Origin of the sequence: Rhodococcus sp. C-2 (assembly GCF_027854095.1) — a bacterium.
In the GTDB taxonomy this organism is placed as follows: Bacteria; Actinomycetota; Actinomycetes; order Mycobacteriales; family Mycobacteriaceae; genus Rhodococcus_F; species Rhodococcus_F qingshengii.
Window position 1 is genome coordinate 1 of sequence record NZ_JAQGFI010000019.1, and the last position, 13,888, is coordinate 13,888.

The following is a 13,888-nucleotide window of genomic DNA, read 5'->3' on the forward strand; positions in this document are numbered from 1 at the left end:
CGGAATGCCTGGATTCGGATCGATCTCGGGAAGGACTTCCACATGATTACCAAGCTTGAATTCTTGTTCAGAGAAGCCTGCGTCTTCGGCCCCGCGTGGTCCGACGACCAGGACGCACCTGGTGGCCACGACGGGTGCGATACCCGCAACAACGTCCTGGCCCAAGATCTCTCGGACGTGGTGTTCAAACCAGGAACACGTGACTGCGTCGTACTGTCCGGCGCGATGACCGACCCGTACTCCGGAGATCGCATCGAATTCGAACGCAGCCAGGCCAAGTCCGTCCAGATCGACCACGTCTTCCCGCTCGCCGCGGCCTGGGACTTCGGCGCGAACTCCTGGACTCCTGCGTTGCGGATGAGGTTCGCGAACGACATGTCTCTGAACCTGTTGGCCGTCAACGGCCCCGACAACCAGGCGAAAGGCGACAGCACGCCCAGTGACTGGTTGCCGCCCGATCCTGCGTACCGATGCTTCTACGCCGGCAAGTACCTGACCGTCGCGATTTCCTATGGCTTACCAGTCAGCCGAGCTGATCATTCGACCCTGACGGACCTTGCCACTCGCTGCTGATCTAGCGGCAGTCCTTCACCACTCGCCCACTCTGGATGACGAGTGCGATCCGCTCACGATCGGCAAAGATCGAGGGATCCGTCAACGGATTGCCGCGGAAGGCAACGAGGTCGGCGAACTTACCGACTTCGATGGTGCCGACCTCGTCGGCGATTCCGAGAATGTCGGCGTTGATCCGGGTAGCGGAAACCAGTGCATCCATGGGTGTTTCGACCTTGGCGCGCAGGACCAACTCCATCCCACGGCCCGTTTGATCGGTACCGATGAGGTCCGATCCCAAGCCCACTCTGACGCCGGCATTTCGAGCAGCAAGAAGCCCGTCGATCTGACCCTGCATCATCTGGCCGATCCGAGCCGAAATCGATTCGGGTAGACCTGCTGACGCCGCGCTGTCCGAGAGTGCCTGCACCACAGCCAACGTCGGCACCAACGCGACGTCGTGCTCGGCCATCAACTTGGCAGTCTCGTCGTCGATACCTGAGCCGTGCTCGACGCATTTCGCGCCGGCAGTGACAGCGTTTCGGATTCCCTCGTTGTTGTGGGCATGCACCGTGACATAGGTACCGCGCGCATTGGCTTCCTCGACGGCAACTTCGATCTCGTCGACCGTGAACTGGGTATCGGTGAGCTTGTCATGAGTGGATACCACTCCCCCGGTGACGCACAGTTTGAGGAAGTCCGCACCCCTGCGGAACGTCTCGCGAACGTTCTTTCGCATTTCGTGCGGACCGTCGGAAAGCAGAGACATACACCGTAATCCGGGGATGTCATGATCGGACCAGTCCGAAGTCGGCTCCCATTCGGCCGCCAGGTGTCCGTGTCCACCGGTCTGGCACTGGATCGGGCCGCACTGAATGATCCGCGGACCCGGAATCTTGCCCGAGGCGACAACTCCGGCGAGTCCACCGTCGATTCCGCCGCAGTCACGAACAGTGGTGAATCCCCCGTCGAGGGTCGATGCGCAGGTCGCGAACATGTCTGCAGCGAGCTCGGCTACCGAGATCTGACGCCGCAGGCTCGGTGCGAGATCGCTCGATCCACCGAGATGAACGTGTGCGTCGATGAGGCCGGGCGTGATTGTCAGCCCAGCGCAGTCCAGCACCTCCGCCCCCGTGGGTGGCGTGCCACCGAGTGCACTGATGCGCCCGTTTTCCACAGCAACAGCGCAGTTCTCGATCGGGTCGGCGCCCGTCCCGTCGATGATCGTTGCACCGGTCAGCCATACGACAGACATATTGAATGTTCCTCCGACGTGTACCGATCGCCGGAAGATTCCGCCGACATACCGAATAGGGTTCGGTTAGTATGATGCATATCGGCTCCCGAAATCAAGGAGTTGTCATCACTCGATGAAGTCCGAGATTGCTGACGAATCCCTCACCAGGAGAATCGATGCCGCGTCCCACCCAGCCGATACTGTCCACGCGAAACATCACCGACGCGGCTCTGGATGCTGTCGACGCGACCGGCGACTTCACCATGCCCGGGATCGCCAAGCAACTGAACGTGACTCCGTCTTCGCTCTACACACATATTTCGGGTCGATCCGAGATCGTCGAACTCATGCGCATCCGCGTGATGTCGTCGATCTCTGTCCCCCACCCACCGGCAGGGTGGAGCGAACGGATCAGCGCGTGGGGGTGGGCCTATCGCCGAGCTGCCGTCGAACATTGGCGCCTCATCCCGCTACTCATGACACGCAGCGTCCGCACCGAGGTGACTTTTGATATCGATACTGCACTGGTTCAAGCATTTTCGGACGGCGGTTTCGATCCGACCGACACTCGTCACGCAATCTCCACGCTGGACAGTTTGGTTCTCGGATCCGTCGTGAAACTCTCGACGCCGGATGTCGCGTGGACTCAATCCTCGAACCCGAGCGAGGTCACGCGCGAGGCTACGACCCCGCTGCGAACCGACGACACGTTCGACTTCGGCCTGCGAACCCTGATCGCCGGATGGATGGCTCAACGCGTTGTTCGTCTGTATACCGAACCTCATTCGGATTCCGACGTCACTTCACGGTGAACGACCTGGTGTGCCATCCCGTGGCACCACCGGGAATCGGCGGAGTGCGCTCTTCCACCTGAACGTTCCCGTCCAAATCCGTCGCTCTGACCTGCACCGTGTGCAAACCCGAGCCTGCATCCCACATCCACGACCATTGACGCCAGGTGTCGATCGAGTACTCCTGCGCCAGTGTCGCCGGTTGCCATTCACCGTTGTCGACGCGAACCTCGACCTTCTCGATCCCGCGATGCTGCGCCCAGGCCGTTCCCGCCACCAGCACCTGGCCCGGCTCGATGGGAGCCAGAGCTGCCGGCACCTCGATACGCGAGGACGTCTTGATCGGTGCCTGCGCACCCCAACCGCGCTGGGTCCAATAGGCCTCGACCTTGTCGAAACGCGTGAGTTCCCACTCCGTCACCCACTTGGTGGCGGAGACGAAACCGTACAGACCGGGAACGACCTGCCGAACGGGATAGCCGTGCTCGAACGGCAACGGCTCACCGTTCATCGCCACGGCGAGAATCGCGTCACGGCCGTCGGTGACTATCTCGACCGGGGTGCCGACTGTGAAGCCGTCGACGCTGGTCGAGAGGAGCATGTCGGCGTCGGGATGGACACCGACTTCGTCGAGCAGGTCCTTCATGGGATAACCGATCCACTTCGCGTTCCCGGCCAGAACGCCGCCCACCTCGTTCGAGACACACGTCAGCGTGATGACTCGCTCGATGGGCGTTCGCGCCACCAGATCGTCGAACGACAACGTCATCTCGCGGTCCACCATTCCGTGAATCCGCAGTTCCCACGAATCCGTCGTCAATTGCGGAACGAGGAGTGCCGTGTCGATTCGGTAGAAGTCGTCGTTGGGCGTGATGTATGTCGACGCACCCGCAATCGCGATGTCCGCACCCGCCGGAATCGGCGGCGCCGGGTCAGCGGCGGTGGGCACGACAAAATCTTCACGATTCGCTACTGCTCCGGCGATTCTCTGCCCCACGAACTTCCCGGCCGCACCCGCTGCCGCAGCCACTGCCAACGCCGCACCTGCCAGCAGGAGGAACTGACGACGAGGCAACCACGAGTCGGCGACGCCCGGCGAGAGCGGCACTTCGAGTTGTGTGATCAGCAACCGCAAGGTTGCGACGCCCGCCACCACACCGACCAGTGTCGGGAACACGTACATCGCGTCGGCAGTCGGGCGCTGCATCGCCGCATACACACCAACCGCGCCCAGAAGAACGAGAATGACGCTGCCGATCGGGCGGCGTCGCCGTTCCAGGAGCCCGGCCACCGCACCGAGCAGAACGATCAAGATCGACATTCCGATGAACAGCGCCGGCTTGTCATTGGTACCGAAAGTATCGATCGCGAACTCGCGAGCCCACGCCGGCGTTCGGTCGACGGTAGTCGCACCTACCGCGTAGAAGGGCGACGCGTCCGGGTTGATCGGCAACGCAACCAGTTCACCGACGCCCAGGACGACAGCCGCGGCCAAGACCCCGGAGATCGCGTGAGCAGCCCATCTACGACGCAGTGGACGAGATTCGGTGCTCGGGTGCTCGTCGATGTTCTGTGTGACCATGTCGTCTCGGCTCTGTCGGTGCGAGTGGTGCTTCGATCGGATACCCGACATTCGGCGCTGCGGGCCATCCGGATGGGTGCACTCCTCCATCAAGAACTACTCCGAACTCGCGATTAGAGTGGGAACGATGACCGTCGACCTCAACAAGGACACGCTCCTGTGCATGTCGCTCTCCGGGCGACCGAGCAACATCGGCACCAGATTTCACAATTACCTCTACGAAGAATTGGGCTTGAACTTCGTCTACAAAGCCTTCACCACCGAAGACGTGCCAGCCGCGATCGCAGGCATACGAGCACTCGGGATTCGAGGCTGTGGGGTGTCGATGCCGTTCAAGGAACAGGTCATCGAGCACATCGACGTCATGCATGATTCGGCCAGCGCCATCGACTCCGTCAACACGATCGTCAACGAGTCCGGAGTGCTGCACGCCTACAACACCGACTATCAGGCGGTGGCCGATCTACTGCGTGACAACAACGTCGACACGAGCCTGTCCGTCGCTGTCGCCGGCAGCGGTGGCATGGCAAAAGCAGTCGTCGCCGCGGTGCGCGACACCGGATTCACCGACGTCACCGTGATCGCCCGCAACCAGCAAGTGGGGTCATCGCTTGCGAAGCAGTACGGCTTCGACTGGCAGGCCGAACTCGGTGAGCTTCGTCCCGGTGTGCTGATCAACGCCACCCCGATCGGTATGTCCGGCGGCGCAGAAGCAGATGCACTGTCGTTCCCCGAGCACGCAGTGCGCGCCGCCGATGTCGTCTTCGACGTCGTCGCGATGCCTGCGAAGACGCCACTGATCGCGTTGGCGACCGAACTCGGCAAAACGGCGATCACAGGAGCGTCAGTCATTGCCCTTCAGGCCGCCGAGCAGTTCGTGCTCTACACCGGTGTGCGTCCGAGCGCGGAGCAGATCCAGCGAGCGTCGGAATACTCACGGGCGTAGGAACCACGTCGCCGTGAACGAGACCGGGGAGACTCCACCTCAACAACTCGCGCGGAACTTCAACGAGTTGTTGCAAGAGCTGCGCGTCGCGCTCTCTGGTGTGCAGATCCTGTTTGCCTTCCTGCTAGCCGTGGCATTCACCGAACGCTACGAGGAAGCGTCGGCGTACATCCGCGGCATCCACTTGGTGACGGTGATCCTTGTTGCCATCTCGTTCGGGTTCCTGATGGCACCCGCGGTCTGGCATCGCATGCTTTTCCGCCGTGGGCACCGCGAGAACATATTGCCCGTGGCCAACCGATTCGCCCTGTGCGGCATAGCCTTTCTGGCCGCCTCCATGACCGGCACGGTCCTGTTGATCGCCGAGGTCGCCGTCGGCGGAGTTGCCGCAAAGGTTTTGGCAGCGTGCGCCGCGATCATGTTCACGGCACTGTGGTTTCTCGTGCCGTCATTCATCGATCGCACCAAGAGCTGACTCAGGCTCCGGTGTCGACGGCGCGAGTGCTGTCGTTGGACCACTGTGACCACGAGCCCGGGAACAGCGTCGCGTCGTAACCAGCGATCGCGAGCGCCGCGATCTCGTGCGCGGCAGTCACTCCGGATCCGCAGTACACCGCCACCTTGTCTCCGACGCCCAGTCCGGCGAATCGCTCACGCAGGTGGGTCGTATCCAGGAATCGCCCGTCGCCGGTGATGTTCTCGGCGGTCGGCGCGTTCACCGCACCGGGGATGTGCCCTGCGACGGGATCCATCGGCTCGACCTCGCCGCGGTACCGCTCCCCGGCTCGGGCGTCGAGAAGGACACCGCCCTCGCTCGTCCAGTTGCCGACACCGTCGATGTCGACAGTCGGCATGTTGCCGCCGGTGACAGTCACGTTGCCCGGGCTGACGGACTCGCCGATACCGGCCGCCAACGGCAGTCCTGCGGACTCCCAGGCCTGCAGCCCGCCGTCGAGCAGTCGGACGTCCGAGAGCCCGGCCCACCGCAGCAGCCACCAACCACGGGCCGCGGCCGTGTTGCCGGTGGCGTCGTAGAGCACCACCGAATCACCGTCGTCGATTCCCCAACGACGCGCAGCGGCCTGCAGGTCTTCGAGACTCGGCAGCGGATGCCTCCCCTCGTCCGGCGACGGCGGCGAGGCAAGTTCCTCGTCGAGGTTCACGAATACCGCACCGGGAATATGGCCGTCGCGAAAATGCTGCTCGCCGTTCGAATCACCCAGCGCCCATCGGACATCGAGCAATCGCGGCGCAGCGCCGGCCTCGATGAGAGCGGACAGTTCTTCGACGTCGATCAGCACGGGAAGTGTCATGAGCCCATCCTGACACGACCACTCATGCAACCCCGAAGAAGGCACCGAGGCCCACCAACAACACTCCCGTCACCACGTCGATTCGCTTCCCGACGCCAGGGCGACGCAGCTTCTTGCCGGCTCCGGCCGCCAACACCACCACGATCGCCCACCACAGTGCCGCGGCGACCACCGTCGCGCCCGCCAACATCAACGTCCGCAGCCCTGCGCCTTCACCCGGCTCGATGAATTGCGGGAGTAGCCCGAGAAAGAACAACAACGCCTTCGGGTTCAGCAGGTTCGAGAGGAAGCCGTAGCGAAATGCCGTGGTGACCGCGATCGGTTCTTTCGCTGCCGGAATTCCCTCGTCCGAGGCGCGGGCTTTGAAAGCACTTCGAATCGCGGAGATGCCGAGCCAGGTCAGATATGCCGCCCCGGCGTAGGTGAGCGCGGAGAGCAACTGTGGCCGTGTCGCCACAAGTGCGGAGAGACCCAGTGACGCGGCAGCGGTGTGAACGAAGAGCCCGGAAATCACACCGGCGGCCACCACCGCGCCGGTCCGACGATCTGCTAGAGAATGACGCAGGATCAGGACAAAATCCGGTCCCGGCGTGAACAGGACGATGGATAGCAGGGAGCCGAAAGCGAGCCATTGACCGACACTCATCCGAAATACCTCACACCCGAGCTGATTCGAGACACATGTTCATGCCAGGAGTGTGCAACTGGATCCGGGAAGTTCAAAACGACTCCGGATATAGTTCGGCAGATGACGAAGAATGAGCCTCTGGATCCGGTGGACTGGAAGATTTTGGCCGAATTGCAGAACGACGCGTCGATCACCAACAAGGTGTTGGCCGATCGAGTCGGTTTGGCGACGTCCTCGTGCCACGAGCGCGTACGACGCCTACGCGCCAACGGCACGATCAGCGGCATCCATGCGGTTGTCGATCCGGCAGCCGTTGGCCGGTCGATGCAGGCGATCATCGCCGTTCAATTGCGACCACACCGCCGCGACCTCGTCGACCGGTTCACCGCCGACGCGCTAGCGCTGCCGGAAACGCTTGCGCTCTTCAACGTCTCGGGGCCCGAGGACTTCTTCCTCCACGTCGCGGTCCGTGACAGCGCTCATCTACAACGGGTATTGATCGACCACCTCGCCGCACATCCCGAGGTCTGGCACGCCCAAACGCACCTCATCTACGGCAAAGCGGTCACCTCACCCATCCGACCGGACAGGTAAATCGGGCCTCGAGCGGGTCGGGCAGAATCACTGACCATGTCGGACTCCACAGATACCACCGAACCGGAAGCCGTTCGCAGCAACTCGCAACCGATGAGCGCAGGCATCGTCACGGCCCTCGTCGGCTTCACCAGTTCGTTCGCGGTGGTCCTCACCGGCCTCGCCGCTGTCGGCGCGGACGCGACCGAGGCGGCGTCCGGACTGCTGGTTCTGTGTGTGACCCAAGCGTTGGGAATGCTCTGGCTCTCACGCCGGTATCGGATGCCGATCACCCTGGCCTGGTCGACTCCCGGTGCCGCTCTGCTCGCCGGCGCCGGAGCCGTCGAGGGTGGGTGGCCGGCGGCGGTCGGAGCATTCATCGTCGTCGGAATCGCGATTGTTCTGACCGGACTGTGGCCGACGCTCGGAAGGATCATCTCGGCAATCCCGACGCCCCTCGCGCAGGCGATGCTCGCCGGGGTTCTGATGCCGTTGTGCCTGGCGCCGATCATCGCCGTCCGGGACGCCCCCGCAGCGGTCGCGCCCGTCATCCTGGTTTGGCTTGCCGCGCAGCGCTTCTCCAAGCGATGGGCGGTTCCGCTCGCGTTCCTCACCGCCGCGGTCGTGATCGGGATCAGCCTCGTCACGTCGGATCGAGTGCTCGACGCCGGCGCCATGATTCCCCGCATCGATCTCACCGCGCCGTCGTGGACCTGGCAGGCAATGATCGGCATTGCGATTCCCCTCTACATCGTCACGATGGCTTCGCAGAACATTCCCGGTGTGGCCGTGATGAATTCGTTCGGATACACCGTTCCCTGGCGACCGTCGATGATCGTGACGGGTATCGGCACCATCGTCGGCGCACCGGCCGGTGGCCATGCGATCAACCTCGCGGCGATCAGCGCAGCCCTGGCCGCCGCCCCCACCGCACATCCGGATCCCAAACGTCGATGGATCGCTGCCTTCACCGCAGGCTGGGCGTATCTCGTTCTCGCTGCCGGCGCGGCCGCGGTGGCCGCTCTGGTAGCCGCCGCACCGGCCGGAGTCGTGGAAACTGTTGCCGGACTGGCGCTCCTGGCAACGCTTGCCGGCGCCCTCACGTCGGCGCTGAGCGAGGCGAGTGAACGTGAAGGCGCCGTGGTCACGTTTCTGATCGCCGCATCCGGGGTCAGTATCCTGGGAATCGGTTCGGCATTCTGGGCACTGTTGGTGGGGCTGATCGTGCGTGCAGTCCTACAGGGCACCACCCTGCCCTCACTCTCGCGAAAGTCCTCACTACAGTCGAAGCCGTGAGCACAGCGCAGACGCCCCCGTCGATCAGCGAGTTTCCCGTTCTCTGGCCCGTCCCGACGCGGTGGGACGACAACGATCACTACGGCCACGTCAACAACGTGACCTACTACTCGTACTTCGACACCGCGGTCAACGCCTGGCTGATGTCTTCCACTGGAACCGACATCCGCACCCTGCCTGCCATCGGCGTCGTCGCCGAGACGTCGTGCCGGTACCTGAGCGAGCTGTCGTTCCCCGAGCAGTTGCAGGTGGGTATCTCCGTCGAGAAGCTCGGCACCAAGAGCATCGTCTACGCGCTGGCGATATTCCACGAGGTCGAAAGCGGCCATTGGGAACCTGCCGCGACCGGGCGCTTCGTGCACGTCTACGTCGACGCCGACACCCGTAAGCCGGTGGAGATCCCGGCGGCCATCAGATCGGCAGCCGGGACCTTGACCGAAAACTAGCTCAGGCCGAGCTGATCTGCCGTCAAGACGGCGCGTGCAACGATTCCGTCGATCAGCGCGACGGTCGGGCCGCCGTGCTCGGCCTTGTTGCGCGGATCGTCGAGGATGCGTCGCAGCACGCCCTCCGCGATGATCGAGAGCTTCCACAGAGCGAGTACGTGCCAGTATCCGACCGCTGACACGTCGCGGCCAGTCGCCTCGACGTAGGCAGCGACCAGCTCGTCACGGTTCGGGAAGCCTTCCAGCGTGGACGCCATGAACGGACCGGCAACCTTGTCACCGGCTTCCGGCCAGTACGCGAGTAGCGCACCGAGGTCCGCGAGCGGCTCCCCCAACGTGCACAGCTCCCAGTCGACGACGGCAACGATGCGCCCCTCGGCCGGATCGGTGATGACGTTGTTGAGGTGGAAGTCGCCGTGAACCAACGTCACTTCGTTCTGTTCCGGAATGTTTCGGTGCAGAATCTCGGCCAATCGGTCGACATCCGGAACATCGCGGGTCTTCGACTTCTCCCACTGCGCCGACCACCGCTTGAGCTGACGCTCGGCAAAGGGCTTGCGGCTGGCCAGGTCGTCCAGCCCGGTCTCTTCCAGGTCAACTCCGTGGATGCTGGCGAGGGTTTTGGGCATCGCCAAGCCGACCGCGCGACGCTCGTCCTCGGTCAACTTCTGAGCAACCGGAACGCCGTCGATCACAACGCCGTCGATGTAGCTCATGAGGACCAGCGGAGCGTCCGTGATCTCCGGATCTTCCGTGATGCCGAGGATCTTCGGAACCGGCACTTTGGTTCCCTGGAGCGAGGACAGGATGCGGTGCTCGCGAACGACGTCGTGCGCGGACGCCAACAACGTGCCGAGTGGAGGTCTGCGCAGTACCCACCGTCCTCCGCCCGCATCCGTCACGGAGTAGGTCAGGTTCGATTGCCCGTTACCGATCCTCTCGAAAGTCAGTGGTGTCGTGGCGCCGACCCCCAGTCCGGCGATCCACGCGGAAACAGCTTCTTCGTTCAAACCGACTGCAGTCACCGCACCGATGCTAGCGGTTGAAGTCCGATCGGTTGGCCGTACCGACACGTTTGTTACTCGCCAGTTCGCAGTTCAGGTCTTGATACGGCAGTGAAAATACTTGCGGATTTCCCAATCAGGGGGATCCTGATGGTAGAGCGACAACTGCATACGACACATCGGGATTGTGCGGCGTACTCACGAGGCGCGCCGGGCATGAGCAGAAACCGAGGTGAGCGAAGATGATCGACAACCTCGATTATCCGGTCCAACTCATCCAACCGAACGGCGCACGGGTGTGCCGTCCCGAATTCGACCGCCTGATAACAGACATCGGGCCTGACGAACTGCTGTCGTTGTATCGCGATCTCGTCGTGAGTCGCCGCATCGACACCGAAGCTGTTGCCCTGCAGCGTCAAGGCGAAATCGGTTTGTGGGCTCCGATGCTAGGCCAAGAAGCCGCCCAGGTCGGTTCCGCGAGAGCGCTCGCCCCAGACGACTTCGCGTTCACCAGCTACCGCGAACATGCCGTCGCGTACTGCCGGGGTGTTCCCCCCGAATTGCTGACCACCATGTGGCGAGGAATCTCCCATTCCGGTTGGGATCCAGAACAATTCAACGTCACCAATCCGGCGATCGTCGTCGGCTCCCAAGGGCTGCACGCCACCGGATACGCACTCGGCGCACACCTGGACGGCGCCGAGATCGCAACGATCGCGTACTTCGGCGACGGCGCCACAAGTCAGGGTGACATCGCCGAGGCGATGGGATTTGCCGCCAGTTTCCGTGTCGGCGTTGTCTTCTTCTGCCAGAACAACCAGTGGGCAATCAGTGAACCGGTATCCCTGCAGTCCCGTACACCCATCTCGCATCGGGCGATCGGTTACGGTATTCCGGCGATCCGCGTCGACGGTAACGACGTCCTTGCCGTGCTCGCCGTGACGCGCTCGGCGCTCTATCGCGCACGCGAAGGCAGCGGCCCGACGTTCATCGAGGCGATCACCTGCCGGATGGGCCCGCACACGACCTCCGACGATCCGAGCAGGTACCGCACCGATACGGATATGTCGGAGTGGAAAAGCCGCGATCCGCTCGAGCGAATGCGTCTGCTCCTCGGCCGTCGCGATCTTCTCGGAGAAAACGAACTCAGCACCATCGCGGCAGCCGCCGACGACGTCGCCGCTGGACTGCGACGCGCAACCATCGCGCTCGCCGATCCGCCCCCGTCAGCGCTCTTCGATCACGTCTACGCCGAGGCACACCCACTGGTCGACGCTGAACGCGAAGAGCATCGCGCGTATCTGGGCAGCCTGGAAGGGGCTTCGTCATGACCGTCATGAATCTGGTGACCGCGCTCAACACCGGCCTTCGACGCGCACTCGAAGACGATCGTCGCGTTGTCATCATGGGCGAGGACGTCGGCCGTCTCGGCGGCGTATTCCGGGTTACCGACGCCCTGCAGAAGGACTTCGGCGACACTCGGGTGATCGACATGCCCCTCGCCGAATCAGGGATCGTGGGAACAGCTTTCGGGCTTGCCTTGCGCGGATATCGGCCTGTCTGCGAAATTCAATTCGACGGGTTTGTCTACCCGGCTTTCGATCAGATCGTCTCGCAGGTGGCCAAGATCCAGTACCGCACCCGAGGCGCTGCCTCTGCGCCACTGACGATTCGGATTCCCAGTGGCGGCGGAATCGGTGCGGTGGAACATCATTCGGAGTCGCCCGAAGCGTACTTCGCTCACACCGCGGGACTGCGGGTGGTGTACCCGAGCAATCCGATCGACGGTTTTCACATGATCCGCCAATCCATTGCGGCCGACGACCCGGTGATATTCCTCGAACCCAAACGGCGCTACTGGGATACCGCCGACGTGGATACCGATGCCGCGCCCGAGCTTCCGCTCCACCGTGCCCGCGTCGCTCGCCCTGGAGACGACGCGACAGTGGTTGCGTACGGATCCATGGTCGCCACCGCGCTCGACGCCGCGCGGATTGCCGAAGAAGAAGGCCACGATCTGGAGGTCGTGGATCTGCGTTCACTCTCCCCCATCGACTTCGACACGATCGAGGCGTCGGTGAACAAGACAGGCCGGCTTGTCATCGTCCATGAGGCGCAGAAGTTTCTCGGCGTCGGCGCCGAAATCGCAGCACACGTCGCGGAACACTGCTTCTATCTGCTGGAGTCACCGATCCTGCGGGTCACCGGATTCGACATCCCCTACCCGCCCGCCAAGCTCGAGCGTTTTCACCTTCCGGACGCCGACCGGATCCTCGCAGCACTCGACCGGACGCTGGCAGCATGAGTACAGGGCACGAATTCCGGTTGCCGGATCTCGGCGAGGGCCTGACGTCCGCCGATCTGGTCGAGTGGACGGTCGGCGTCGGTGACACGGTGGAACTCAATCAAGTTCTCGCCCAGGTAGAGACAGCCAAAGCTCTTGTCGAACTGCCGTCGCCCTACGTCGGCGTTGTCAGAGAACTCCTCGTCGAACCCGGCACTACCGTTCCGGTGGGTACTCCGATCATCCGTATCGAGGAGCCTGCAGATTCACCGACTCCAAGTGATTCACAGTCTCCGAGCGTGCTGGTCGGATACGGACCCGCGACCGAGAGACCGAGCCGACGACGGAGCAGGATCACGCCATACTCGCAATTCGCGGCGAGCACCGAGCGTCGGCCCGCAACCCCCGCGGCGCGGCGCGCGGCCCGCGAAGCCGGCATCGATTTGAGCGAAATCACCGGCAGCGGATTCGACGGTGCCGTCACCGCGGCTGACGTCGCAGACGCGCTTACCGTGCAGTCGCCTTCGGATAACGCGACACGCCTGGCCTCGTCCGGCATACGAAAACAGATGGCGTCGGCGATGGTTGCCAGCACCCGCGCTCCGCAGGCCAGCGTCTTCCTCACCGCCGATGTCACGCCTTCGATGGAACTGCTCGGCAGGCTCCGTTCCTCGGAGGCGTTCACCGGACTGTCTCTCACTCCGCTGACACTCGCTGCCAAGGCAATGGTGGCCGCCATCGCCTCGCACCCGATGGTGAACGCGCATTGGGACGAGGCCCGCGGCGACGCCGCCGTCGACGATGACGTGAATCTCGGCATCGCCGTCGCCTCCGAACGTGGACTGTCCGTGCCCAACATCAAGAGCGCCGAGACACTGAGCCTGGTCCAACTCGCACGCGCGGTGACCGAACTGACCGTTGCTGCCCGTGAGGGAAAGACGGACGTCCGTCACCTGACGGGTGGCACCGTCACGATCACCAATGTCGGAGTCTTCGGCGTCGACGGCGGCATTCCGCTTCTCAATCCGGGAGAAGCCGTCATTCTCTGTCTGGGCTCGGTGAGCGAGCGTCCGTGGGTGATCGAGCGCAAGATCGAAGTGCGGAGCGTCGTGACACTGACGTTGACGTTCGACCACCGCGTGCTGACCGGTGAGCAGGCCGCGAGATTCCTCTCATTTGTCGCAGAGATGCTCGCGAACCCGGACCTGTTGCTGACTCACCTGTAGAAAGGAACGA

General features: G+C 63.3%; 15 protein-coding genes. 10 read left to right on the forward strand and 5 right to left on the reverse strand.

Going from position 1 to position 13,888, the window contains the following annotated elements; genetic code table 11:
- The first annotated feature begins 42 nt into the window (after nt 1-42).
- Nucleotides 43-573: an HNH endonuclease family protein gene (locus PCS43_RS30100; RefSeq protein ID WP_270923164.1), complete on the forward strand. Its 531-nt coding sequence runs from the start codon at nt 43-45 to the stop codon at nt 571-573.
- 1 nt (nt 574) lies between these two features.
- On the opposite strand, the gene PCS43_RS30105 is transcribed toward PCS43_RS30100, so the two are convergent.
- Complete coding sequence (locus PCS43_RS30105) at nt 575-1,807, reverse strand: metal-dependent hydrolase family protein (RefSeq protein WP_054781514.1); 1,233 nt, start codon at nt 1,805-1,807, stop codon at nt 575-577.
- Nucleotides 1,808-1,965: 158 nt separating this feature from the next.
- Here PCS43_RS30105 and PCS43_RS30110 point away from each other — a divergent pair, with 158 nt between their 5' ends.
- Nucleotides 1,966-2,601 (forward strand): TetR/AcrR family transcriptional regulator C-terminal domain-containing protein, encoded by a 636-nt coding sequence (locus tag PCS43_RS30110; RefSeq protein WP_209909220.1) that lies wholly within the window; start codon nt 1,966-1,968, stop codon nt 2,599-2,601.
- Here the strand turns inward: PCS43_RS30110 and PCS43_RS30115 are convergent.
- Complete coding sequence (locus PCS43_RS30115) at nt 2,588-4,162, reverse strand: molybdopterin-dependent oxidoreductase (protein WP_042447877.1); 1,575 nt, start codon at nt 4,160-4,162, stop codon at nt 2,588-2,590. The genes PCS43_RS30110 and PCS43_RS30115 overlap by 14 nt on opposite strands.
- A gap of 127 nt (nt 4,163-4,289) precedes the next feature.
- Here PCS43_RS30115 and PCS43_RS30120 point away from each other — a divergent pair, with 127 nt between their 5' ends.
- Together PCS43_RS30120 and PCS43_RS30125 are read left to right on the forward strand one after the other, a co-directional pair.
- Nucleotides 4,290-5,108, forward strand: a complete 819-nt coding sequence (locus PCS43_RS30120; RefSeq protein ID WP_042447990.1) for a shikimate 5-dehydrogenase — start codon at nt 4,290-4,292, stop codon at nt 5,106-5,108.
- A 13-nt stretch (nt 5,109-5,121) separates the two neighbouring features.
- Nucleotides 5,122-5,583: a DUF6328 family protein gene (locus PCS43_RS30125; protein WP_003941357.1), complete on the forward strand. Its 462-nt coding sequence runs from the start codon at nt 5,122-5,124 to the stop codon at nt 5,581-5,583.
- Nucleotide 5,584: 1 nt separating this feature from the next.
- Here the strand turns inward: PCS43_RS30125 and PCS43_RS30130 are convergent, their stop codons facing one another.
- A complete protein-coding gene (locus PCS43_RS30130) occupies nt 5,585-6,421 on the reverse strand; it encodes a sulfurtransferase (protein ID WP_070160843.1) in 837 nt (278 codons plus the stop codon).
- 22 nt (nt 6,422-6,443) lie between these two features.
- Nucleotides 6,444-7,067: a LysE family translocator gene (locus PCS43_RS30135; RefSeq protein WP_003941342.1), complete on the reverse strand. Its 624-nt coding sequence runs from the start codon at nt 7,065-7,067 to the stop codon at nt 6,444-6,446.
- 102 nt (nt 7,068-7,169) lie between these two features.
- On the opposite strand from PCS43_RS30135, the gene PCS43_RS30140 reads away from it, so the two are divergent.
- From PCS43_RS30140 to PCS43_RS30150, 3 genes are read left to right on the forward strand one after another with little or no spacing between them, the layout of a single operon-like run.
- Complete coding sequence (locus PCS43_RS30140) at nt 7,170-7,643, forward strand: Lrp/AsnC family transcriptional regulator (RefSeq protein WP_003941284.1); 474 nt, start codon at nt 7,170-7,172, stop codon at nt 7,641-7,643.
- A gap of 36 nt (nt 7,644-7,679) precedes the next feature.
- Nucleotides 7,680-8,918: a benzoate/H(+) symporter BenE family transporter gene (locus PCS43_RS30145; RefSeq protein WP_003941402.1), complete on the forward strand. Its 1,239-nt coding sequence runs from the start codon at nt 7,680-7,682 to the stop codon at nt 8,916-8,918.
- Complete coding sequence (locus tag PCS43_RS30150; RefSeq protein ID WP_007726113.1) at nt 8,915-9,364, forward strand: acyl-CoA thioesterase; 450 nt, start codon at nt 8,915-8,917, stop codon at nt 9,362-9,364. Before PCS43_RS30145 ends, PCS43_RS30150 begins: the two co-directional genes overlap by 4 nt.
- On the opposite strand, the gene PCS43_RS30155 is transcribed toward PCS43_RS30150, so the two are convergent.
- Nucleotides 9,361-10,389: a phosphotransferase family protein gene (locus tag PCS43_RS30155; protein ID WP_047270248.1), complete on the reverse strand. Its 1,029-nt coding sequence runs from the start codon at nt 10,387-10,389 to the stop codon at nt 9,361-9,363. The genes PCS43_RS30150 and PCS43_RS30155 overlap by 4 nt on opposite strands.
- Before the next feature lie 221 nt (nt 10,390-10,610).
- Here PCS43_RS30155 and pdhA point away from each other — a divergent pair, with 221 nt between their 5' ends.
- From pdhA to PCS43_RS30170, 3 genes are read left to right on the forward strand one after another with little or no spacing between them, the layout of a single operon-like run.
- On the forward strand, nt 10,611-11,699 hold the full coding sequence (pdhA, locus tag PCS43_RS30160; protein ID WP_047270247.1) for a pyruvate dehydrogenase (acetyl-transferring) E1 component subunit alpha: 1,089 nt from the start codon (nt 10,611-10,613) through the stop codon (nt 11,697-11,699).
- The gene (locus tag PCS43_RS30165; protein ID WP_209909222.1) at nt 11,696-12,673 is read left to right on the forward strand and encodes an alpha-ketoacid dehydrogenase subunit beta; all 978 of its coding nucleotides are present in this window, start codon (nt 11,696-11,698) and stop codon (nt 12,671-12,673) included. The genes pdhA and PCS43_RS30165 overlap by 4 nt, the downstream gene beginning before the upstream one ends.
- The gene (locus PCS43_RS30170; protein WP_209909224.1) at nt 12,670-13,878 is read left to right on the forward strand and encodes a dihydrolipoamide acetyltransferase family protein; all 1,209 of its coding nucleotides are present in this window, start codon (nt 12,670-12,672) and stop codon (nt 13,876-13,878) included. Before PCS43_RS30165 ends, PCS43_RS30170 begins: the two co-directional genes overlap by 4 nt.
- The last annotated feature ends 10 nt before the right edge of the window (nt 13,879-13,888 follow it).